The 20747-nt window shown below is 58.8% G+C and carries 18 protein-coding genes, 1 tRNA gene and 2 pseudogenes; 10 read left to right on the forward strand and 11 right to left on the reverse strand.

What is annotated here, in order from left to right; genetic code table 11:
* Window positions 1–9 precede the first annotated feature (9 nt).
* A complete protein-coding gene (gene glsB, locus PSH76_RS12190; RefSeq protein WP_056787397.1) occupies window positions 10–918 on the forward strand; it encodes a glutaminase B in 909 nt (302 codons plus the stop codon).
* A 188-nt stretch (window positions 919–1106) separates the two neighbouring features.
* On the opposite strand, the gene PSH76_RS12200 is transcribed toward glsB, so the two are convergent.
* The 4 genes and pseudogenes from PSH76_RS12200 to PSH76_RS12220 all read right to left on the reverse strand — a co-directional run.
* Window positions 1107–1346, reverse strand: coding sequence for a DUF6124 family protein (locus PSH76_RS12200; protein WP_032896976.1), 240 nt, complete (start codon window positions 1344–1346; stop codon window positions 1107–1109).
* Between the two features lie 436 nt (window positions 1347–1782).
* Window positions 1783–2022 carry a DUF6124 family protein gene (locus PSH76_RS12210; protein ID WP_305494166.1) on the reverse strand — a complete coding sequence of 80 codons (240 nt, stop codon included), beginning with the start codon at window positions 2020–2022 and terminating at the stop codon, window positions 1783–1785.
* Between the two features lie 1071 nt (window positions 2023–3093).
* Window positions 3094–3861: a methanethiol S-methyltransferase gene (mddA, locus tag PSH76_RS12215; protein ID WP_305494167.1), complete on the reverse strand. Its 768-nt coding sequence runs from the start codon at window positions 3859–3861 to the stop codon at window positions 3094–3096.
* A gap of 172 nt (window positions 3862–4033) precedes the next feature.
* Window positions 4034–4170 (reverse strand): annotated as a pseudogene (locus PSH76_RS12220) (FAD-dependent oxidoreductase); the annotation flags it as partial.
* A gap of 36 nt (window positions 4171–4206) precedes the next feature.
* Between PSH76_RS12220 and PSH76_RS12225 the strand changes: the two are divergent.
* The 3 genes from PSH76_RS12225 (at window position 4207) to PSH76_RS12235 (ending at window position 6929) form a co-directional block, all read left to right on the forward strand.
* Window positions 4207–4416, forward strand: a complete 210-nt coding sequence (locus tag PSH76_RS12225; protein ID WP_278914902.1) for a hypothetical protein — start codon at window positions 4207–4209, stop codon at window positions 4414–4416.
* A 117-nt stretch (window positions 4417–4533) separates the two neighbouring features.
* A tRNA-Lys gene (locus PSH76_RS12230) sits at window positions 4534–4608 on the forward strand.
* A gap of 50 nt (window positions 4609–4658) precedes the next feature.
* Window positions 4659–6929, forward strand: coding sequence for a hypothetical protein (locus PSH76_RS12235; protein WP_305494168.1), 2271 nt, complete (start codon window positions 4659–4661; stop codon window positions 6927–6929).
* A gap of 233 nt (window positions 6930–7162) precedes the next feature.
* Here PSH76_RS12235 and PSH76_RS12240 read toward each other — a convergent pair whose 3' ends face one another.
* Together PSH76_RS12240 and PSH76_RS12245 are read right to left on the reverse strand one after the other, a co-directional pair.
* Window positions 7163–8407 carry a saccharopine dehydrogenase family protein gene (locus PSH76_RS12240; protein WP_032896980.1) on the reverse strand — a complete coding sequence of 415 codons (1245 nt, stop codon included), beginning with the start codon at window positions 8405–8407 and terminating at the stop codon, window positions 7163–7165.
* Between the two features lie 28 nt (window positions 8408–8435).
* On the reverse strand, window positions 8436–9533 hold the full coding sequence (locus PSH76_RS12245; RefSeq protein ID WP_032896982.1) for a carboxynorspermidine decarboxylase: 1098 nt from the start codon (window positions 9531–9533) through the stop codon (window positions 8436–8438).
* Window positions 9534–9878: 345 nt separating this feature from the next.
* Here PSH76_RS12245 and metE point away from each other — a divergent pair, with 345 nt between their 5' ends.
* Window positions 9879–12221 (forward strand): 5-methyltetrahydropteroyltriglutamate--homocysteine S-methyltransferase, encoded by a 2343-nt coding sequence (metE, locus tag PSH76_RS12250; RefSeq protein WP_305494169.1) that lies wholly within the window; start codon window positions 9879–9881, stop codon window positions 12219–12221.
* A gap of 77 nt (window positions 12222–12298) precedes the next feature.
* Here the strand turns inward: metE and PSH76_RS12255 are convergent, their stop codons facing one another.
* On the reverse strand, window positions 12299–13453 hold the full coding sequence (locus PSH76_RS12255) for a DUF1624 domain-containing protein (RefSeq protein ID WP_098951256.1): 1155 nt from the start codon (window positions 13451–13453) through the stop codon (window positions 12299–12301).
* Between the two features lie 62 nt (window positions 13454–13515).
* Here PSH76_RS12255 and PSH76_RS12260 point away from each other — a divergent pair, with 62 nt between their 5' ends.
* Both PSH76_RS12260 and PSH76_RS12265 read left to right on the forward strand, forming a co-directional pair.
* Window positions 13516–14058, forward strand: coding sequence for a DUF924 family protein (locus PSH76_RS12260; protein WP_138761482.1), 543 nt, complete (start codon window positions 13516–13518; stop codon window positions 14056–14058).
* Window positions 14059–14306: 248 nt separating this feature from the next.
* Entirely contained in the window at window positions 14307–15419 is a 1113-nt protein-coding gene (locus PSH76_RS12265; protein ID WP_305494170.1) for an MFS transporter, read from the forward strand.
* A gap of 11 nt (window positions 15420–15430) precedes the next feature.
* On the opposite strand, the gene PSH76_RS12270 is transcribed toward PSH76_RS12265, so the two are convergent.
* Window positions 15431–16870, reverse strand: coding sequence for a hypothetical protein (locus PSH76_RS12270; RefSeq protein ID WP_305494171.1), 1440 nt, complete (start codon window positions 16868–16870; stop codon window positions 15431–15433).
* 146 nt (window positions 16871–17016) lie between these two features.
* Between PSH76_RS12270 and yfcF the strand changes: the two are divergent.
* Window positions 17017–17648 (forward strand): annotated as a pseudogene (gene yfcF / locus PSH76_RS12275) (glutathione transferase).
* Here the strand turns inward: yfcF and PSH76_RS12280 are convergent.
* The gene (locus PSH76_RS12280) at window positions 17607–17891 is read right to left on the reverse strand and encodes a hypothetical protein (protein ID WP_098951263.1); all 285 of its coding nucleotides are present in this window, start codon (window positions 17889–17891) and stop codon (window positions 17607–17609) included. The pseudogene yfcF and the gene PSH76_RS12280 overlap by 42 nt on opposite strands.
* Before the next feature lie 138 nt (window positions 17892–18029).
* Here PSH76_RS12280 and PSH76_RS12285 point away from each other — a divergent pair, with 138 nt between their 5' ends.
* Both PSH76_RS12285 and PSH76_RS12290 read left to right on the forward strand, forming a co-directional pair.
* Window positions 18030–18674 carry an ATPase gene (locus tag PSH76_RS12285; RefSeq protein ID WP_305494172.1) on the forward strand — a complete coding sequence of 215 codons (645 nt, stop codon included), beginning with the start codon at window positions 18030–18032 and terminating at the stop codon, window positions 18672–18674.
* Between the two features lie 45 nt (window positions 18675–18719).
* On the forward strand, window positions 18720–19061 hold the full coding sequence (locus PSH76_RS12290) for a hypothetical protein (protein WP_032896991.1): 342 nt from the start codon (window positions 18720–18722) through the stop codon (window positions 19059–19061).
* Window positions 19062–19213: 152 nt separating this feature from the next.
* Here PSH76_RS12290 and PSH76_RS12295 read toward each other — a convergent pair whose 3' ends face one another.
* A complete protein-coding gene (locus tag PSH76_RS12295; RefSeq protein WP_305494173.1) occupies window positions 19214–19960 on the reverse strand; it encodes a creatininase family protein in 747 nt (248 codons plus the stop codon).
* 30 nt (window positions 19961–19990) lie between these two features.
* Complete coding sequence (locus PSH76_RS12300; RefSeq protein ID WP_032896994.1) at window positions 19991–20719, reverse strand: murein L,D-transpeptidase catalytic domain family protein; 729 nt, start codon at window positions 20717–20719, stop codon at window positions 19991–19993.
* Window positions 20720–20747: the final 28 nt, after the last annotated feature.

The raw sequence follows: 20747 nt of genomic DNA on the forward strand, positions 1-20747 counted from the left end.
GGACAAGCTATGCAGGCGCTGCTGGAGTCGATCCTCGACGAAGTGCGCCCCTTGATCGGCCTCGGCAAAGTTGCCGATTACATCCCCGCGCTGGCCGACGTGCCCGCCCACCAACTCGGCATTGCGGTCTACGGCAACGACGGCACGGCCTACTGCGCCGGTGATGCCGACACGCTGTTTTCGGTGCAGAGCATTTCCAAGGTCTTCAGCCTGGTGCAAGCCATCGACCATGGCGGCGAAACCATCTGGGAACGCCTGGGCCATGAGCCCTCGGGGCAGCCGTTCAACTCCATGGTGCAACTGGAGTTCGAGCGTGGACGCCCGCGCAATCCCTTTATCAATGCTGGCGCGCTGGTGATCTGCGACATCAACCAGTCACGCTTCGCTGTGCCGATTCTGTCGATGCGCGATTTTGTACGGCGCCTGTCGGGCAACCCGCAGATCCTGGTCAACAGCGTGGTGGCCGAATCGGAAGCCCAGCACGGTGCGCGCAATGCGGCCATGGCCTACCTGATGAAGTCGTTCGGCAATTTTCATAACGATGTGGACGCAGTGCTGCACAGCTACTTCAACTATTGCGCGTTGCAGATGAGCTGCCTGGACCTGGCCCGGGCGTTCAGCTTTCTGGCCAACGAAGGCGTGAGTGCCCACAGTGGCGAGCAGGTGCTGACGGCGCGCCAGACCAAGCAAGTGAACTCGATCATGGCCACCAGCGGCTTGTACGACGAGGCGGGCAATTTTGCCTACCGCGTGGGCCTGCCGGGCAAGAGCGGAGTCGGCGGCGGGATTGTTGCGGTGGTGCCGGGGCAGTTTACGGTGTGCGTGTGGTCGCCGGAGTTGAACGCAGCAGGCAATTCGCTGGCGGGGATGAAGGCGTTGGAATTGTTGAGTGAGCGGATTGGGTGGTCGGTGTTTTGAGATTGTTCTTGTGGGAGCTGGCTTGCCTGCGATAGCGGTTTTTCAGTGCCATCGATCACTGTAGGAGCGAGCTTGCTCGCGAAAAACGCCCAGGCTCTGCGGTCATCCAGGTTGCCCGCGTCATCGTTGACGATCTTCGCGAGCAAGCTCGCTCCTACAGTGGGTAAGGGCGCGGCGCGAGCATCAGGTCAAGTGGCTGGGTGGGTGTCATCCAGCGCCTTGTCTACGAGCAACTGCACACCTTCGAGCATGCGGCAGATGCCCAGCGCTACGTTGCGTTGGGTACCGTCGATTTCAAAGGCTAGATGAGCAGCGATGTCACTGATGGAGGCTAGATCCTGGGAGGCGTTGATCAGCAGGGTTTCGGTGCCTAGGCCGGGGCGCACGTTGAAGAGTTGTTCTGGTGGGTTGGGGCTGTCTTTGATCATGGTGAAACTCCAAGGGATATGGAGCTGCCACCGTTCGCGGTCAAACGAATTAGGGTGGCAGCTATACGCGGGTTGACCGACCGGTCCCAAGGAGCCCGGCATACCCGGAGGTATCCCGCGTACAGCTGCCGCGACACGATACAGCAGGCGTAAAGAAAACGCCTGATTCGATGTGGCACAGATGCAGTTGGGAGTCGGACGGTCAAATCCGGCCGCTGAATTGGCAGCGACGGCCCAGAGGTTAGTCAGTGAAGTTCCGAGCGACAACCTGAAACAGCTGTGGGAAACGTCCGAGACCTTACCCCACTGTAGGAGCGAGCTTGCTCGCGAAAAACTTCCAGGCCCTGCGGTCACCCAGGTTGCCCGCGTCATCGTTGACGATCTTCGCGAGCAAGCTCGCTCCTACAGTGGGTAAGGGCGCGGCGCGAGCATCAGGTCAAGTGGCTGGGTGGGTATCATCCTGCGCCTTGTCTACGAGCAACTGCACACCTTCGAGCATGCGGCAGATGCCCAGCGCTACGTTGCGTTGGGTACCGTCGATTTCAAAGGCTAGATGAGCAGCGATGTCACTGATGGAGGCTAGATCCTGGGATGCATTGACCAACAATGTTTCTGTGCCTAGCTCGGGGCGTACGGTGAAGAGCGTTTCTGGGGGATTTGGGGTGTCTTTGATCATGGTGAAGCTCCGTCGACAAGTGGAGCCGCCAGCGTTCGCGGTCAAGCGAAGAGGGTGGCAGCTGTACGCGGGTTGACCGACCGGTTGTCAACGAACCCGGCATACCCGAAGGTATCCCGCGCACAACTGCCGCGACACAATACCTCAGGCACAAAAAAAACGCCTGAAGAGGTGCAGGGCGTAGCAGTTCGTTAACAAGGTCGGACGGTCAAATCCGGCCGCTGAATTGGCAGCGACGGCCCAGAGGTTAGTCAGTGAAGTTCCGAGCGACAACCTGAAACAGCTGTGGGAAATATCCTAGCGCCGCAAATCCTCTGTGGGAGCTGGCTGCCTGCGATAGCGGTTTTTCAGTGCTGGGTATGTTGGCTGACACAACGTCATCGCAGCATAGGTATCTACACAACTTCGGGTATTGCGCCGAACCTGTGGCGAGGGAGCTTGCTCCCGTGGCGATCGGACAGCCGATGCTTATCTACCTGACGCCCCGCGATCAAACTGTGCGGGCTTGCTCGCGAAGGCGGCCTGACAGCCGACAGGGATGTGGGATTAGATTGAGTACATATCCGTTATTTAGGTAACGGCCACCTAGGGTTCCGCCCTGACGGCGGCTCACTTTTGAAAAGCGCAAAAGTAAGCAAAACGCTCTTGCCCCACCACTCGGCACCTCGCTTGGGCTCGGTGTGCCCGAACGCAGGCTTGAATCCGTGGGCCGCCGCCACGCGCCATCCATGGCGCGGGGCGGCTAACCCGGCGTCCTGCCGGGTTACCCACGAATTCAAGCCTGAGTTCGGCCAGCGTGGTTTAACGGGGCGCCTGAGATCAAGATCACAAGCAGATCAAGATCAAGAGCGGCTCGCTTCGCATCGTGGTTACCGTTGGCTGCTACAACCTACAAAATTGTGTAGATACCTATGGTCATCGCAGGCAAGCCAGCTCCCACATTTTGATCTTCATTGTTCGTTGAACTGTAGGAGCGAGCTTGCTCGCGAAAAACGCCCAGGCCCTGCGGTCATCCAGGTTGCCCGCGTTATCGTTGACGATCTTCGCGAGCAAGCTCGCTCCTACAGTGGGTTAGTGGCGGGGTTTGTTGAGGCGTGGCACGATCATGCCCACCTCACGCTGATAGCGCCGATACCGCTCACCAAACAGCGCCACCAAATCCCGTTCTTCGAAACGGGCGCCGATGAAGAGATACGCCGACATCCCCAGCGCAAACAGCAGATGCCCCACGGTCATATGCGGCGTTGCCCAAAAGGCGATCAGGAAGCCCAGGTACAGCGGATGACGCACGACTTTGTAGAGCAGCGGCGTCCGGAATGTCAGGCCTGACGGTGGGGCGTTGCGCCAGCGATCAATGGCCTGTTTCAGTCCGAACAACTCGAAGTGACTGATCAAGCAGGTCGCCAGCACCACGATGCCCCAGCCCAGCCAGAACAGGCCGGTCAGCAGTGCCTTGGCCCAGGCGGCGTCAACTTCCCAAACGGTGTGCGTAATGGGCCGCCACTGCCAGAACAGCAGCGCGAGCATCAGGCTGGAGAGCAGCACATAGCTGGAACGCTCCACCGCTGCCAGGGCGAAGACTGCCAGCCAGCGCTTGAAGCGTTTACGCGCCATGGTGCTGTGCTGGACACCAAACACAATGATCAGTGACGCATTGATCATGAGTGCCAGCGCCCAGTCGATGCGTGCGCCGGAGTCGATGTGTTTGGGTACGACCACAGCCCCTACGAAGCCCATCATGTAAAGCAAGGTGAATAGGAAAACGAGGTAGCAGCAGGTGCTATAGACCAGGCCAGCCAAGCGTGCCGCGAAGTTGTTTGAAGTGAGTTGCCGTATCATGGACGATTCCTTTCGCACATGGTGAATTGGTGAGCCAATCGATGACTGGCTCGCTCAGACTAACGGCATTCACGGAGTCGGTAACCTGTTGAAGTTGACAGTTTCTTCAGAAGCGATTGGTGGTTTAACCGACGTTCCCATCGATCCAACAGGCTATATCAGGCCACGCCCGCGCCAATGTGGGTTCCGGTGCAGGGTCGTGGACATGGGGCATAAATTCCCGCGTGATCGCGATGAGTCCGGCCCAGCGGCAGTCGAATCCAACGATCCCTGTTGCGAAAACAGCAGCGCCAGGGAGCGCTCCAGGTACATACCAACCGCACACTGACCTAGGTGGAGGCGATCATGGCGTCGTTGAAGCAGGTGAGGGCGCAGGTCTATGCGGTGAACACTGAGGAACTGTTCCTCGTCGACATGACCATCGGCGCACCGGTGCTCGGTGGCAATGTCCGGCCCGTGGCCGCAGTGCATGGGGGGGGCCGACCAGCCGATGGAGCCAGGCGGATGCCGAGCGGCAACTGGCGCCGTAACTGTTGCAATGCTCAAGGGCGTTGAGTAATTCGCCGTGGAATCGGGAGTTACCTTGGTAGACGTACGCTGGTGTCGGCTGTTGCTTAATGAGGACGTTGGATCTTCACATTCTGTACCGCTTACTCGACAATGCGCCTTTGTTCCGGAGTAGTTCAGCGGTAGAACACTCGGCTCTTAACCGGGTGGGCGCTGGTTCGAATCCAGCCTCCGGACCCATCATATCAATGCAATCTGGGCACGATCCCAGACAAAACGGAGTGACTGGTATGGACGCAGGTTATGCGGTCTTCCAGCTGTCCAAAGCGCTGCTTGCGCATGATCTGGATTGCGGCCTGGTCGCACGTTTTAACGCTCGCGAACGCATCTCGCGCTGGCAGCAAGTGATTGAGCATCTGCTGCAGGGCACTGCTGACTATGGTTCGCGCAGCCCGTTTGCGGAGATTCCCGCCTGGGTGACGCTTGAAGTCGTTACCGGTGGCTTTGCTACCGGCAACCTGTTGGCCGGCGGCGAGTTGACCGAATATGAACGTCAATTGGCTATCTCTATTCCAGGTATTCGCCGCGGGTTCGAGCGGATGGATATCAATGCCTGGCATTTGACGGACGAGGGTCTGAATGCCCTGCACAAACGTTTGGCCAATTGTGACTACAGGATTGATGTTCCTGAAGAAGCCGCATTGCTGGTAGTGGCTTGGTTATCAGGACAGCGGCGCACCGAACAGGCTCGAGCGCTGCTGGATGTCATTGTTCCGTTTTTTGACCGGCTGCGTTTTTTCCCGTCGCTCTCTACCGGGCTTCAGATTTCAGCTGCGCAGGTTCACATTGTAGATGCTGGTGAAGTGCAGCGGGTGCTCTCGACCTTGCCGCCTCAGCCTCGGATTGCCGTGCAGAACCAGGCGATCCAAGCTCGTTTACCCCTTTATGACTCGGCCGTTTCACATTTCCTCCTGACTTATCAGGCTGGCTGGCCGTGCCGTCATTACCCGCGCCAATGGCACGAGCAGGCGGTGGGATTAGAAACGCAATACAAAAAGCTCGGGGACGACAGGCGCTCTTCGGATCGCGTGGCGGAGCTCTTTTCTTTGCTTGGGCAGTGCGCCCGCGACGCCGAATCGCTCACTGGGCGTCAAGTGGGTCGCATACGGCGAATTGTCGATGACTTCGTGCTCGCACATGGCGCTCCGGATTCAACCTCTCACTTGGCGTTTCGAGCGAATCAACTTCTTCAGGCGACGGGGCCAGAGCATCACCTGATCGCCAGAGTCGTGGCGAAGCGTCTCTCGAAGTATCCAGCGCAAAGTGGAATCTGCGACTTTGATAGTTTGGCGGCCCCAATCACTGCCGAGGAGGCATCGGAGTGGGGGCTGCTTGAGAAACTCGCTATCCCTCCTGCCATCCAGCGCCGTTTTCAGCGTTGCCGCAGTGGAACGATCAACGAGTTGATCGAGCATGGACTGATTACCTCGGGCGACACGGTCGCACGCGTGCTACCTGCGATGACAGCGCAGCTCAATAGTTCGGGATTGCGCGACGAAGTGTTGAGGCGGGTTTACGCCTCTACCTACAGCGCGTTCCGTCGGCGACGTTCGTTATTGCTTTTGAATCTACAACGCCAGGTCGGTCTAAGTGAGTTGCCTTGGGTTGCTGTAATCGAAAACGACCGACAGTCAAGCACGGCAGTCGCAGAAGCTGCAAAACAATCACTCGTTGAATCATCGGCGTTGACGCTATGTGCCTTTCCATACGCTATTGTTCCGAACAAGCTGCTCCAAGAGTTCCGAGCGCTGGCGGAGACTGCTCAGCTGGACCTTCCTTTTGTTGAAGAGGTCGCAGCAGATATTTTTATGGGGCAGTTTTCTAGTAAATTCACTGACGCCGCAAGGTTAACGGGGCGGGTGATAGCAGGTTCTCTTTATGCGCGTTATTACGCCATTGATACCGTGGAGCTGGCCAGCCTTGTGACCAGGCGTCGGCGTCGTGCACAAGTAAAAGGTGATGCGTTCGCAACCTTGTGCGCAAATCGAGCAGGGGCTGAGTTGAGAACTTGGCACCCTGCAACCAACGGCACCATTATCGAGCAACAGCAGATCTTGACCACGCAAAATCTCGCGCTACTTTTTGAAGTTCCTGGGATTAAGGCTTTGCTGCAACCCCGGCTGGAGGACATGATTCAGGCGTGTTTTGAATGGATCTGCAAACGGCATCAGATGCAGACTAAGTTCTATCAGGCTCGGTTGATAATGCTCAAAAATACGGCCTATGCTTGGCGTCAGATGGTTTTTTACCTCGCGATGCTCGACGATCATGCGTGTAAAAATGCCGTGAATTCCCTCGAGGCCCATTTCGCCACGCAGCCGATGACGTTTCGAGAGCGATTTCTACCGCTTATGAATGGTTTGCGCAAAGCCGTCGCAGGCGAAGTATTGCCTCAGCAGGGGCCAACGGTCGATGGTGCAAGAGTTTTTCTGGGATGGACTGTCACAAGACACTGGTTATTGCCGCCTGAGCACGTCGACGCAAACCTGGCTGGTAAGTAAGAGGCGATACCGGATTGGCGATGGCGGTTTTCACCACCATGCGGGAGAGCTACAAAAATTTGAGAGTGTGCCTGCTTGCGGTGTGTCAATGCTGAAAGTGCTGGCTGACACGCCCTCTTCGCGAGCAAGCCCGCTCCCACATTTGAGTCTTTGGCGCTCTGAAGATAGCCATACGCCCAAACAAAAAATGCGCCCCTAGGGGCGCATTCTTTTGCTCGGTCAGCTATGGCCTATCAGGCTGTCGCATCCCAGGCCCGATCACCGTGCTCGTCTTTGATCCGAGTCGGCAGGCCCATCACATCCAGCGCCTTGAGGAACGGCTCAGCCGGCAGTTCCTCGACGTTGGCCATGTGCTTGACATCCCACTCGCCACGCGCCACCAGCAGCGCAGCGGCTACCGGTGGTACGCCTGCGGTGTAGGAGATGCCCTGGCTGTCGGTCTCGGCATAGGCCTCTTCGTGATCAGCCACGTTATAGATGAACATCTCACGCGGCTGGCCATCCTTGGTGCCTTTGACCAGGTCACCGATGCAGGTCTTGCCGGTGTAGCCCGGGGCGAGCGAAGACGGGTCGGGCAGCACGGCCTTGACCACTTTCAACGGCACCACTTCCAGGCCTTCGGCGGTCTTGACCGGCTGTTCGGAGAGCAGGCCGAGGTTTTTCAGCACGGTGAACACATTGATGTAGTGTTCGCCGAAGCTCATCCAGAAACGCACGTTGGGCACGTCGAGATTTTTCGACAGCGAGTGCACTTCATCGTGGCCGGTGAGGTAGAGGTTCTGCGAACCGACTACCGGCAGGTCGTCGGTGCGTTTGACTTCGAACATGGTGTTGCTGGTCCACTGGCTGTTCTGCCAGCTCCACACCTGCCCGGTGAATTCGCGGAAGTTGATTTCCGGATCGAAATTGGTGGCGAAGTATTTGCCATGGGAGCCGGCATTGACGTCGAGAATGTCGATCGAATCAATGCGGTCGAAATGCTGTTGCTGCGCCAGCGCGGCGTACGCGTTGACGACACCTGGGTCGAAGCCCACGCCAAGGATGGCGGTGATGTTCTTCTGTTTGCACTCTTGCAGGTGGTTCCACTCGTAGTTGCCGTACCACGGCGGGGTCTCGCAGACCTTGCCCGGCTCTTCGTGGATGGCGGTGTCCAGGTAAGCCACGCCCGTGTCGATGCAGGCACGCAGTACCGACATGTTGAGGAACGCGGAACCAACGTTGATGACGATCTGCGATTCGGTCTCGCGGATCAGGGCCTTGGTCGCTTCCACGTCCAGGGCGTTCAGCGCGAAGGCTTGGATATCGGCGGGAACCTTGAGGCTACCCTTGGCCTTGACGCTGTCGATGATGGCCTGGCATTTGGAGATGTTGCGCGACGCGATAGCAATACGACCGAGTTCGTCGTTGTGCTGCGCGCACTTGTGGGCCACCACCTTGGCGACACCTCCTGCACCAATGATAAGAACGTTCTTTTTCAATTGCTTTATCTCTCCTTTATCCGCCAGCTCAGGACAGGCTGGACAGGTAGTCGTCGTAACCAAATTCACGAACCACCTCGACTGTACCGTCGAGTTGTTTCACTACGATGGACGGCATTTTCAGACCGTTGAACCAGTTTTTCTTGACCATGGTGTAGCCTGCGGTGTCGATGAACGACAGCCGATCGCCGATGGCCAGCGGACGATCAAATTGATACTCGCCGAAGATGTCCCCGGCCAGGCAGGATTTGCCGCACACCATGTAGGTGTGTTCACCCTCGCTCGGCGCCAGTTTGGCGTTGAGGCGGTAGATCAGCAGGTCCAGCAGGTGGGCTTCGATGGAGCTGTCTACCACGGCGAGATTCTTGCCGTTGTAGAGGGTGTCGAGCACGGTGACTTCCAGGGAGGCGCTGTTGGTGATCGCCGCTTCGCCGGGTTCCAAGTAGACCTGCACGCCGTACTTCTCGGAGAAGGCTTTGAGCCGCGCGCAGAACGCGTCCAGCGCATAGCCTTCACCGGTGAAATGGATGCCGCCGCCGAGGCTGACCCACTTGACCTTATGCAACAGCGCACCGAAGCGTTCTTCGATGGTGCCGAGCATCTTGTCGAACAGGCTGAAGTCGCCGTTCTCGCAGTTGTTGTGGAACATGAAACCGGAGATCTGGTCGATCACGCCATCGATCTTCACCGGGTCCCACTCGCCCAGGCGGCTGAACGGGCGCGCCGGGTCGGCCAGCAGGTAGTCAGAGCTGCTCACCTGCGGGTTCACACGCAGGCCGCGGGTCTTGCCTTCGCTGCGTTCGGCAAAACGCTGCAGCTGGCTGATGGAGTTGAAGATGATCTTGTCGCAGTTCTCCAGCATCTCTTCGATTTCATCGTCGGCCCAGGCCACGCTGTAGGCGTGCGCTTCACCTTCGAACTTCTGGCGACCGAGCTTGAGTTCATACAGCGACGACGAGGTGGTGCCGTCCATGTATTGCTGCATCAAGTCGAATACCGACCAGGTGGCAAAGCACTTGAGCGCCAGCAGAGCCTTGGCGCCGGACTGTTCGCGCACGTAGGCAATCTTCTGCATGTTGACCAGAAGCTTCTGTTTATCGATGAGGTAGTACGGCGTTTTGATCATTTTTGAGAGCCTGCGGCGGTGCCTGCCAAAAAAGGACACGCATTGTGCCCGCACTTGGAACAGATCGAAAGGTTAGCCGGCGGATTTTGCGCGCCACGTTAAGCATAGGGCGTAAGTATGACCGTTCATAAGAATCACCCCGCCCAAACTGTGGGAGCGCTCGAGCCTAAGCGAGGCCGCGATGACGCCGGCCCTGGCACCACAACCTCTACCGTAGCGCCGCTAAAATCAGGCCCACCTAAACATGAGTAAATCTTGTGATGATCTAGAAAAAAATGAGTTTGTCTCAAGACACCCCTCTGCCGACAATGACCGCCATCAATCACACCATCGGAGTTGTAAGTCATGGCAGTCGCTCATTCCCTCGGGTTTCCACGCATTGGACGCGATCGTGAACTGAAAAAAGCGCAGGAAGCGTTCTGGAAGGGTGAGCTCGACGAAGCCGGCCTGCGCGCTGTTGGCCGTGATTTGCGCAGCACCCACTGGGCGCTGCAACAGCAAGCCGGCATCGAACTGTTGCCGGTGGGTGATTTTGCCTGGTACGACCAGGTGCTGACCCACTCGCTGATGTTCGGCGTGGTCCCTGAGCGGTTCCGCCCGGCCGATGGCCAGGCCACTCTGCATACCTTGTTCGCCATGGCCCGTGGCGTCAGCGACAGCTGCTGCGGCGGTGCCCATGCCCAGGAGATGACCAAGTGGTTCGATACCAACTATCACTATCTGGTGCCGGAGTTCAGCGTCGATCAGCAATTCCACCTGGCGTGGGACCAACTGTTCGAAGAGGTCCAGGAAGCGCTCGACCTGGGGCACCGCGTCAAGCCGGTGGTGATCGGCCCGCTGACCTACTTGTGGCTGGGCAAGGCCAAGGGCGCTGACTTCGACAAGCTCGACCTGCTCGAGCGACTGCTGCCGCTGTATGGTCAGATCTTCCAGCGCCTGGCCGAATTGGGCGTGGAGTGGGTGCAGATCGATGAGCCGATCCTGGCGCTTGATCTGCCCCAGGCGTGGAAGAACGCTTTTGAGCGCGCCTATAACCTGATCCAGCGCGACCCGCTGAAAAAACTGGTGGCCACCTACTTCGGCGGCCTGGAAGAAAACCTCGGCCTGGCCGCCAACTTGCCGGTGGATGGCTTGCATATCGACCTGGTGCGTGCGCCGGACCAGTACCCGACCATCCTCGACCGCCTGCCAGCGTACAAGGTGCTGTCCCTGGGTGTGGTCAACGGCCGAAACGTGTGGCGCTGCGACCTGGAAAAAGCCCTGGCCACCTTGCAGCACGCCCATGAGAAGTTGGGCGATCGCCTGTGGGTCGCGCCGTCCTGCTCGCTGCTGCACAGCCCGGTGGACCTGGAGCGCGAAGACCAGTTGGATACCGAACTGAAAAGCTGGCTGGCCTTTGCCGTGCAAAAGTGCGCGGAAGTGGCGCTGCTGGCCAAGGCGGTTGACCAACCGTCAGCACCTGACGTACTCGCCGCCCTGGCAGAAAGCCGCGCCGTTCAGGCAGCTCGCGCTGCATCGCCACGCATTCACAAGCCTGCTGTTCAAGCGCGTGTAGAGGCCATCACCGCACAGGACAGCCAGCGTCAGTCGCCGTTTGCCCAGCGCATCGAAAAACAGCGGGCCGGGCTTAACCTGCCGTTGTTCCCGACCACCACCATCGGCTCGTTCCCACAGACCGCGTCGATCCGTCTGGCGCGCCAGTCCTACAAGGCCGGCAAGTTGAGCCACGCCGAATACGTCGAAGCCATGCACAGTGAGATCAAGCATGCCGTTGAGGTGCAAGAAAACCTTGGCCTGGATGTGCTGGTGCATGGTGAAGCCGAGCGTAACGACATGGTCGAGTACTTTGCCGAACAACTGGATGGCTACGCGTTCACCCGCTTTGGCTGGGTGCAGAGTTACGGTTCGCGCTGCGTGAAACCTGCGGTAATTGTCGGTGACCTGAGCCGTCCCAAAGCCATGACCGTGGAGTGGATTCGCTATGCCCAAGGCCTTACCGACAAAGTGATGAAGGGCATGCTCACAGGCCCGGTAACCATGCTGATGTGGTCGTTTCCACGGGAAGACCTGAGCCGCGAAATGCAGGCCCGGCAACTGGCCCTGGCGATTCGTGACGAAGTGGTGGACCTGGAAGCGGCCGGCATCAAGATCGTGCAGATCGACGAAGCGGCCTTTCGTGAAGGCTTGCCGTTGCGCCAGGCGCAGTGGCAGCACTACCTGGACTGGGCCACCGAAGTGTTCCGCCTGTGTGCCAGTGGCGTGGGCGATGAAACCCAGATCCACACCCACATGTGCTACAGCGAATTCAACGATGTGATCGAGTCCATCGCCGCCATGGATGCCGACGTGATCACCATCGAAACCTCACGCTCGGACATGGAACTGCTCGACGCGTTCGAAGCCTTCGCCTACCCGAATGAGATCGGCCCGGGCGTCTACGACATCCACTCGCCACGGGTGCCGGATGCCTCGGAAATGGCCAACTTGCTGCGCAAGGCCGCCAAGCGGATTCCGGCAGAGCGTCTATGGGTGAACCCCGATTGCGGCTTGAAGACGCGAGGCTGGCCGGAAACGGAGGCGGCGCTCATCCACATGGTCACCGCCGCTCGCCAACTGCGTGCCGAGTCAAACGGTAGGAGCGAGCTTGCTCGCGAAAAACGCCAACGATTACGCGTATCTTCTGAATGAACGCGGCGCCTGTGAGTTTTTCGCGAGCAAGCTCGCTCCTACAAGGGAAGGGGGCAATATTTGCCCCCTGCATCAGGTCAGAGGTATTTGAGCCACGCCAGGTCGCGTCGCCGGGCTTTCAGGCCGGCGAACCAACGCACCGGCAAGTACAGGGCAATCGGCAACAGCAGCGCTGCCAACCACACCGCACCGATACCGTCGAAGCCAAAGTAATTGCCATGGTTGAGGCCAAACAGCGCTACGCAGGCGACATAGAGGATTTTCAATACGTAGAGGTGCAACAGATAAAAGAACATCGGCGCCGCGCCGAACACTGCCAGCACGCCGATCCAGCGCTTATGCCCGGCGCGTTCAAATGCCAGCAGCAACAGCAAGCCAATCCCCAGGGTCAACGCCAGGAACAACAGCGAAGGCGGGTACTTGGTGATGTTGAAAAAGCTCATCAGCGTCAGCACGCCGCTGTCATACACCTGCCAAGGCTGCTCGCCGTAGCCATTGAGCGCGCGCAACAGCCCAAAACCCACCAACGCGCCCACCCCCGCAATCAGCAAATAACGCTGACGCACAGCCGGTAGCGCGGCATTGGCAAACCATGGCCCGAGGCCGTAACCCAGGGCAATCACACCGATCCATGGCAGCACCGGATAGGTGGTGCGCAGGCGCAGGTTGTCAGACACTTCAATCCAGTTGCGTTCATGCAAGATCGTCCACGGCACATGCCACATCGAACCCGCTGCAAAGTGCAGTCCATCCAACAGGTTGTGCCCGGCGATAATCACCAGCGCCAATCCGATCAGCCAGGCACGCGGCAGCCAGACCAACGCGGCAAGGGCGATCATGCTGATGCCGATGGCCCAGATCACTTGCATATAGATCACGCTGGGCGGCAGTTGGAAGGTCCACGCGAAGTTGACCAGAGTGAACTCCAGCACCACCAGGAACAGCCCGCGCTTGAACAAGAATGCCGACACGTCGCGACGGCCCTGATATTTCTGGCCGTACAGCCACGCCGACAATCCGGTGAGCAGCACAAACACCGGCGCGCACAAGTGGGCCAGGGTGCGGCTGAAAAACAACGCAGGCTCGGTGCTGTCGATGCTCATGGGGTCGCTGACCTGGCGGTGCAGCAAGAAGGTTTCACGCACGTGGTCCAGCAACATAAACAGGATCACCAGGCCGCGCAGGGCGTCGATGGACAACAGGCGTTTGCGTAAAGTCATAGCGTCAGTCATAAGTTGAGGATCACACGCAGGCACAATATTGACGTTATTCTATAACATTAAGCGAGGTAAGCATGACCCCTCAATCGGCCGAAGCCGTAATCGCGTTCTGGAAACAGGCGGGGCCCAAGCGCTGGTTCGCCAAGGACGAGGCGTTCGATACAGCCTTTCGTGACAGCTTCCACGCCACCCATATGCAGGCGGCGCGGCGTGAACTCGAAGACTGGTTGACCACGGCGGATGGCGCGCTGGCGCTACTGATCCTGCTGGACCAGTACCCGCGCAACGCCTTTCGCGGCACTGCGCACATGTTCGCCACCGACCCGCTGGCCCGGTTGTATGCGCGAAAGATGGTGGACGCGGGGTTGGATCAACAGGTTGAACCTCAGTTACGTGCGTTCTGCTATTTGCCTTTTGAACATTCGGAAGACCCGCAGGACCAGCAACGCTCCCTTACCCTGAACCAGCAGTTGGATGCCAGCACTTACCACTGGGCCAAGGAGCATGCCGATATCATCGAGCGGTTCGGGCGGTTTCCGCATCGCAATGGGGTGTTGGGGAGGAAGACCACCGCTGCGGAACAGGTTTTTTTGGATGAGGGTGGGTTTGCGGGGTAGGTACAGGAGGGGGCGCTTGCTCAAGCGCCTTTAACGGGTCCCCGATGTGTTGCGTTGGCTAGTATGGAGCTAAACCGTAGTCATTGTTACCTGAGGAAATAGCCTACAAAGTTTTGGGGCTAATCCCATACTTTGTCTGCTTGTAAAATGCTCTCGCGTGTTAAAACATCGCTGCCAAGTTAACTAAGTTTGGTGGGGGGCACGTGCAGTCGAATGTAAGGGTGCTGACTTTAGCCTGTAGTACTACCATGATGGCTCAGTTGGGCGTGACGCTTTATTTGCCCGTCACGCCTGATATTGTTGATGCTTTCGGTATGAGTGATGCCGAAGGCTACACTGCCTTACTAATCTATTTAGGCGGTACCGCAGTTCCGTTGGTTTTTGCCGTACAACTTATTCGATTTTTTGGCCGGTCAGTCGTTCTGCTGGGGTTTTGTGGCGTCTTCTTTAGCGGAAGTATTTTATCTATATGGGTCCATGATAATGATGGTTTTTATCTTTCCAGGCTGCTCCAAGGCATTGGTGGTGGAGCAGCCTTAATTGGGCGCGCATTGTTAACCGAAATCTACTCGGGAGCACGCCTGGCGAAGCAGTTGTCTTTTTTATCTTATTCATTTGTTTTTGCCTTGGTGGTAGGACAACTCGCAGGCGGCTTTTTAGTTTCTTTTTTTCGCTGGGAAGTAGTGGCAGTGATCATGGCTTTTGGCTCAGTTATAACCCTTGTCCTTGTGCTGCTGGCAGCAGGGATTTTGTCGGTTCTGGACATGGATAGAACGCGTCGAGTCAGCTGTTCAGGGTATGCAGCCATCATCAGTCGGCCCAGCTTTTATTTGCCGGTCATAGTCGGTGGATGTAGCTATGGGGTGTTTGTCGTATATCAAGGTGTGGGCGTCTTTGTCTTTGGCGTGCTTTTGGGGTGGGGAAGTGTGCAATACGGAATGCTCGGAGTATGGCTAGGGCTCGCCTATTTTTCGGGGGCGCTGACTGTAAGGTATGCATTGAATTTTATGAGTGTTTATGCAGTTTCAATCACAGGTAGTAGTGTGTTGGTTGTAGCGACGTCAGTATTTCTATTTACAACTTTTGGATATTTGGATCGCCAATTTACGGTTCTGGCATATTTTGCAGCCTGGTATGCCCAGGCAATGATGTATCCCTGTGTCGCGTCTCTTGCAGTAAAAAAACACCCTGGAATGGAGTCAATGATGCTGTTCAGTTTTTTACAACAACTGGTAGCCCTGCTGTTCGGAACGTTGGCGTCATTGCTCATTCCTCTTGGCACGCAGGGCGTAGCTTTACTCGCTTTAAGTTTAGGGGTGGGGGCGTTGTTGACGGTTCTCCTGTCAGTGCAAGAGGACTGATAGGGGGACTCTCAGGCTTCTGCCGCCGCCGCCCGCTGCTCTACCTTCGTACGTCGAAACCGCCGCACCCCCTTAAGGTCAATCGCCCACCGCAACGCTTCAGTGGCCGAAGGGCGCGGGCCTTGGGTGATCGCCTGTTCATCCTTGCCCAGTGCACTGAGGTAACCCTGTGTACCGCCGCGTTCGCTCCAGTAATGGGTGTGGCTGAGCCAGGATCTGGCCAGCCAGCCTTTGCCATTGCCCACGGTCACCGGCAAGTCCAGCACGCCGCCGCCCATCACCGGCTTGACCGGGCCGCCGACGATGTCGCCGAATACGCCGAAGGGGGCGGGGAAGTACAGGTTGGTCCAGCGCGTGACGGCAAAGGCTGCGGCGTGGTGCAGGTAGTGCGGAGTGAAGGGCTTTTGGCCGAGCATCAGCGGTTGGCGGGCGTTGTAGCCGTAGCCTTGGGCGTCTGGGGTAGGCGGGCAGGCTGGGGCTTCGCGGCGCTCCATGCGCTGCTGGAAGTCACTGACGCTGCGGCCCAGCAACAGGCTGGCGTGGGCCATTGGGCTGCCGACGGTGACCAGGTCGGTGATGCGCCACAGGTTGCCCAGGCCGCGCTGTTCGACAAACGCCTCGGCCTGTTGCTGACGAAAATTCATCAGGCTGCCCAGGCTGCCGTCCAGCAAGGCGCCGGCTGCGGGCAGGGCCTCCTTGACCACCGGTTGCAGCGGTTCGCGGTTGGCAAAACGGGCCGCCAGCTCACGGTTGCTGGGGTTCAGTTGGGTCAGTTGGTCGTGGTATTCGTGCCAGAGGTAGCCGACGATGTCGTAGGCAATCACGCTGCCCAAACTGTGGCCCACGACGATGATGCGCTCGTAGTCACCCTGATTGTGCAGGGCGCGCAGCAGGTCTACACCATCGGCGCGGATCTGCTCGCGCACCATCACGTTCTGCGGGTTGGGGCTGAGGTAGCGTGCGGCGTCTCCCAGGTACGCCAGCGCCGAATAGCGCAGCCCGAGTCCCATGGCCGCGAGCAGCAGGGGGATCAGCGCGAAGGGGTTGTCGTTGACGGGCAACTGACCCCAGGCTGCGGCCAGTGCGCCGCTGGCAATCAATAGCAGTAATACCAGCACCGTCCAGCGCGTGCTGCGCCAGATCGGCACGATAGCGTCGGGAATGTCGCGCCGCGGGCGCTTGAAGATGTCCCACAGCCAGCCCAGCAGATGGCCGAGCTTGGTGCCCTGCATCTTGTGGGCCCAGTAGTACTCATAGAAATCCGTCGAGGTGCGGCCCGAGGACTTCAGTACGCGCAGGTCGAAGTTGCGCGACAGCCGATCCGGCTTGCTCCAGTACAGAGGTTTGCCCTCGGGGGTGTCCGTGGGGATCATCGCTTCGACAAAGCCGCGCAAGGTGTCCATTGGGCGCTGCTCGCCGATACCGTGGATAACCACAACTGCTTGTTTCATGTGCTGTTCCTTCCTTGAAAATCAGCGGTAGCCATAATATTGCCACTACCCGCGCTATTCCCGCCAGGAATGCCCCCATAAAAACCCTGCATGGTCTTTATCGGCCCGGATCTCGTAGCGTGATGGCTCACCCCAGGAGATTGCCCATGAGCCAAGGCCCGCTGCACCTCTACGTTGATTCGCTGTTTACCAGCCCCTATGCCATGTCGGTGTTTGTCGCCTTGCGCGAAAAAGGCCTGGCGTTCGAGACCCTCACCCTGGACCTCGATGCCGGGCAAAACCAGACGGCAGATTACGCCCAGCGCTCCATGACCCAGCGCGTGCCGACCCTGGTGGACGGCGACTTTGCGCTGTCGGAGTCTTCGGCCATCACCGAGTACCGGACCAGGCCTACCCCGAAACCAGCCTGTACCCGGCGGATGTGCAGCAGCGGGCGAGGGCGCGACAGGTCCAGGCGTGGCTGCGCAGCGACTTGCTGCCGATTCGCCAGGAGCGCTCGACCCTGGTGGTGTTCTGCGGGCAGAAGAGGCCGCCATTGTCAGCAGAGGCTCAAGCCGCCGCGTCCAAGTTGGTCAGCGCCGCGCAAGCCTTGCTGGCGGATAACCGCGAGTACCTGTGCGGCCAGTGGTCGATTGCCGATGTGGACCTGGCGGTGATGCTCAATCGCCTGATCCTCAACGGTGACGCTGTGCCGGCGCAGTTGGTGGCCTACGCGCAGCGCCAGTGGCAGCGGCCGTCAGTGCGCGAGTGGGTCGAGCTGCGACGCCCCGCGCTTTAACTCTGCCTGCTGGGCAACCCGCCGGTCGAGGTCTTCCCAATCGGCCATGCCCAGCACGCGCATGGTGTTCAAGCCGCGCAAGTAGCCGCGCAGTTGATGGGCGCTGGCGCTGCTTTGCGCGGCGTCGGCGTCTGAGTCCAGCAACACGGTTTCGTACTCGACCAGGTAGTCGGCGACTCGCTCGCGAAACTCTGGCAGTACTGCCTCGCGGATACGATCGAAGATTTTCTGGTAGGGCTTCATGGCGGGGTCCTTATAGATTTTATGGGCGGCCTGACACTATCGGTTCAAATGATAGTCACCATCAAGGATCACAAGTTCTGTTTTTTCGCCAAACGCGCAGAATCTGCACATCGAGACGCAGCCCAAGGAAAATGCGCGATGAGGACGATTATCCAGTTGGCTTTGATGGCCCTGATGCTGGGCACCGCAGTCATGACCACCCCGGCGATGGCCGATGAAGTGCGTACAGGCCATTTGCTGCCACTGGTGGGTAGCGTAGACTCCCTGCAGCGTGGCCAGTCGGTGGGGGTGTTGTTCAGTGAAAACACCCGCGACAACCTCAGCTACCTTGAACGCTACCACGCCATGGCACTGAACGGCGCCAAGGACGCGCTGGATGGGCGGATACGCGAGGCGTTCGTCAACAGCTCCGACCCGGAACTGGCGATCGACTGGTTGATGCACTCGTTGCAGGGCACTTTTGTCTCGGTGACGGTCTATAGCAGCCTGAATGCCCTGGTGCAGGCGCACCCGGATGTGGTGGTGGTGCTCGATACCCATAACCAATTGCTGACCCAGCGTAATGACCGGGTCGAAGCACGCTTTGTCGCACGCTTCTTTGATGCGAACCTGCAGTTTATCGCCAAGGCCGAAGGCTCGGTGGACAAGCACGTGCCGTCCGTGTGGGTGCACGACAAGGCGGCGCCAGAGATTGCTGCACTGATCGAGCAACAACGCGATGTACAGCAAGATGCCCTGAGGCAGTTCGATGCGTCGCTCAAGGCCCTGGTTCGCGCAGGTTGACCCGCGAATGGTTGTGAACCCTATTGGTTATTTTCAGGAATGTATATGCGCTCTTTCTTCGCCCCGGCCCTGGCTTGTGCTTCGTTATTGCTGACCGGCTGTATCACGGCGCCCAATGCCCCATCGCTGACCCTGCAAACCGATAAAACCCCCGACGGCTATGTGCAATGCGTGCTGCCCAAGCTGGAAAAGCACGGCATCACCTCGACCGTCACCCAGAACTCGCGTCACGCCAAGGTGCTGTTGACCAGCAAGATTGCCGCCGATGATGTGCTGGAGGCCTACAAGTCCCAGGACGGCACCAAGGTGTTCCTGTATGAGCGCAAGCCGTTGGCTTCGGCAATCAAGCCATCGCGGCTTGAGCAGGCCGCGCAGGATTGCAAATAAACCCGCACATACAACACAAACCCACCCTGTAGGAGCGAGCTTGCTCGCGAAAAACGTCAACGATAACGCGGGCTTCCTGAATAAACGCGGCGCCTGTGAGTTTTTCGCGAGCAAGCTCGCTCCTACAGGGTGGGGTATTGGCCTCATTTGGATCAGGGTTTGGCTTCGTTGCTGAAGCTGTCGACAGTCTTGACCAGCCCTTGCGCCGCCAACGCCACCAACTCACCGCCTTTCTCCACGGTGGCCAACGCCGGGTCCGAGCCCATGCGGCCGTCAGGGAAGCGCGCACGGAAGTCCAGCGCTTCGCGGATCGGGCCGGTGTTGGCGATTTGCGGTGAGTACTCGGCAGACTTGATCGAGTCCGGATACGCCCACTGCGTCACGGCAATTTCCGACGGCGTGGCGTGGCTGCCATGCCCGACCGGGAATTGACGCTGGGCCAGGTCAGTGACGCCCTCCAGGTCCCACCAGTTCACCAGCTTCAGCGCGAAACCGGCCGGGCGGCGGGCGAAGCTGGCTTCGGCGTACAGCTCTGAGAACGCCGCTTCAATCGTGGCGATATTGCCGCCGTGGCCGTTGAGGAACAGGATCTTTTCGAAACCATGCCCGGCCAGCGAGCGCACCCAGTCGCCAATCGCATCGATAAAGGTGGAAGGGCGCAGGGAGATGGTGCCGGGAAAGCCCAGGTGGTGTTGGGCCATGCCGATATTGAAGGTCGGGCCGACGAGGATGTCAGCGTGCTTCTGGGCGTGGTGGGCGATGATCTCCGGGCACATCCAGTCAGTGCCCAACAGGCCGGTGGGGCCATGTTGCTCGTTGGAGCCGATGGGAATCACCACCGTGCGGCTGCGTTCCAGGAACTGCCCGATTTCGATCCAGGTGGAGGTGTGTAGAAGCATGCGACGCTCTCTTTTATCTATGGGGACAGGCTATCCGCCACGGATTGTACGACTACTCGCCACCTGTTGGGGTTTGCAATTGAGGTAGGTCGATGACTTCAGCCAGCGCTGGTCGGGGTACCACGAAAACATGAACTGCCCGTCCTTGAGCTTGTCCACCACTTGACGGGCAACTTGCGGGCGCACGGCTGGGCAACCCTGGCTGCGGCCGATACGGCCTTCGCGCTTGCTCCACAACGGGCTGACGTAGTCGGCGGCATGAATCACGATGGCGCGGTCGCGGGCCTGGTCATTGAAGCCGGGCTCCAAACCGTCCATGCGCAACGAGTAACCATGGGCGCCCAGGTAGCTTTCCTGGGTGCGGAACAACCCCAGGCTCGACTGATGGCTGCCTTCAAGGTTGGAGAACTGGGTGGCGAAGTTTTCCCCGGACTTGGCGCCATGGGCCACCAGGTCGCGCAAAACCAGGGTCTTTTTGCGCAGGTCGAAGATCCACAGGCGACGGGCGGTCGAGGGCTGGGAGTAGTCAATAACCGCTAGGCGATCGGAACGTTCCTCGCCGTTATTGACCGCGCACTGCACGGCGCTCAAGGCGCTTTTGAGCACGGTGGGATTGAGTTCTGGAGCCGAGCGCGCCAGGCTGCTATACAGGGAAGGAGAGGGGCCATTGGCGGCGAGCGCAACATTGCTCAATAAAGCCAGGCACCCGGTGATCAAGCCCAGGCTGGTTAGCCTGCGCCTGCGTATAAAAGTCAGCATCTACAGTCGAGTCCCCGCTGTGGAGTGG

Source organism: Pseudomonas sp. FP215, from assembly GCF_030687795.1.
GTDB lineage: Bacteria > Pseudomonadota > Gammaproteobacteria > Pseudomonadales > Pseudomonadaceae > Aquipseudomonas > Aquipseudomonas salmasensis.

Bases quoted from the DNA above. Each gene is read 5' to 3' on its own strand.
- PSH76_RS12200 (WP_032896976.1), bottom strand. From the start codon at position 1,346: ATGATCAAAGACAGCCCCAACCCACCAGAACAACTCTTCAACGTGCGC.
- PSH76_RS12280 (WP_098951263.1), bottom strand. From the start codon at position 17,891: ATGAAGCCCTACCAGAAAATCTTCGATCGTATCCGCGAGGCAGTACTG.
- PSH76_RS12285 (WP_305494172.1), top strand. From the start codon at position 18,030: ATGAGGACGATTATCCAGTTGGCTTTGATGGCCCTGATGCTGGGCACC.
- PSH76_RS12300 (WP_032896994.1), bottom strand. From the start codon at position 20,719: ATGCTGACTTTTATACGCAGGCGCAGGCTAACCAGCCTGGGCTTGATC.
- PSH76_RS12255 (WP_098951256.1), bottom strand. From the start codon at position 13,453: ATGACTGACGCTATGACTTTACGCAAACGCCTGTTGTCCATCGACGCC.
- PSH76_RS12235 (WP_305494168.1), top strand. From the start codon at position 4,659: ATGGACGCAGGTTATGCGGTCTTCCAGCTGTCCAAAGCGCTGCTTGCG.
- PSH76_RS12225 (WP_278914902.1), top strand. From the start codon at position 4,207: ATGGCGTCGTTGAAGCAGGTGAGGGCGCAGGTCTATGCGGTGAACACT.
- glsB (WP_056787397.1), top strand. From the start codon at position 10: ATGCAGGCGCTGCTGGAGTCGATCCTCGACGAAGTGCGCCCCTTGATC.
- metE (WP_305494169.1), top strand. From the start codon at position 9,879: ATGGCAGTCGCTCATTCCCTCGGGTTTCCACGCATTGGACGCGATCGT.
- PSH76_RS12270 (WP_305494171.1), bottom strand. From the start codon at position 16,870: ATGAAACAAGCAGTTGTGGTTATCCACGGTATCGGCGAGCAGCGCCCA.
- mddA (WP_305494167.1), bottom strand. From the start codon at position 3,861: ATGATACGGCAACTCACTTCAAACAACTTCGCGGCACGCTTGGCTGGC.
- PSH76_RS12210 (WP_305494166.1), bottom strand. From the start codon at position 2,022: ATGATCAAAGACACCCCAAATCCCCCAGAAACGCTCTTCACCGTACGC.
- PSH76_RS12265 (WP_305494170.1), top strand. From the start codon at position 14,307: ATGATGGCTCAGTTGGGCGTGACGCTTTATTTGCCCGTCACGCCTGAT.
- PSH76_RS12260 (WP_138761482.1), top strand. From the start codon at position 13,516: ATGACCCCTCAATCGGCCGAAGCCGTAATCGCGTTCTGGAAACAGGCG.
- PSH76_RS12295 (WP_305494173.1), bottom strand. From the start codon at position 19,960: ATGCTTCTACACACCTCCACCTGGATCGAAATCGGGCAGTTCCTGGAA.
- PSH76_RS12290 (WP_032896991.1), top strand. From the start codon at position 18,720: ATGCGCTCTTTCTTCGCCCCGGCCCTGGCTTGTGCTTCGTTATTGCTG.
- PSH76_RS12245 (WP_032896982.1), bottom strand. From the start codon at position 9,533: ATGATCAAAACGCCGTACTACCTCATCGATAAACAGAAGCTTCTGGTC.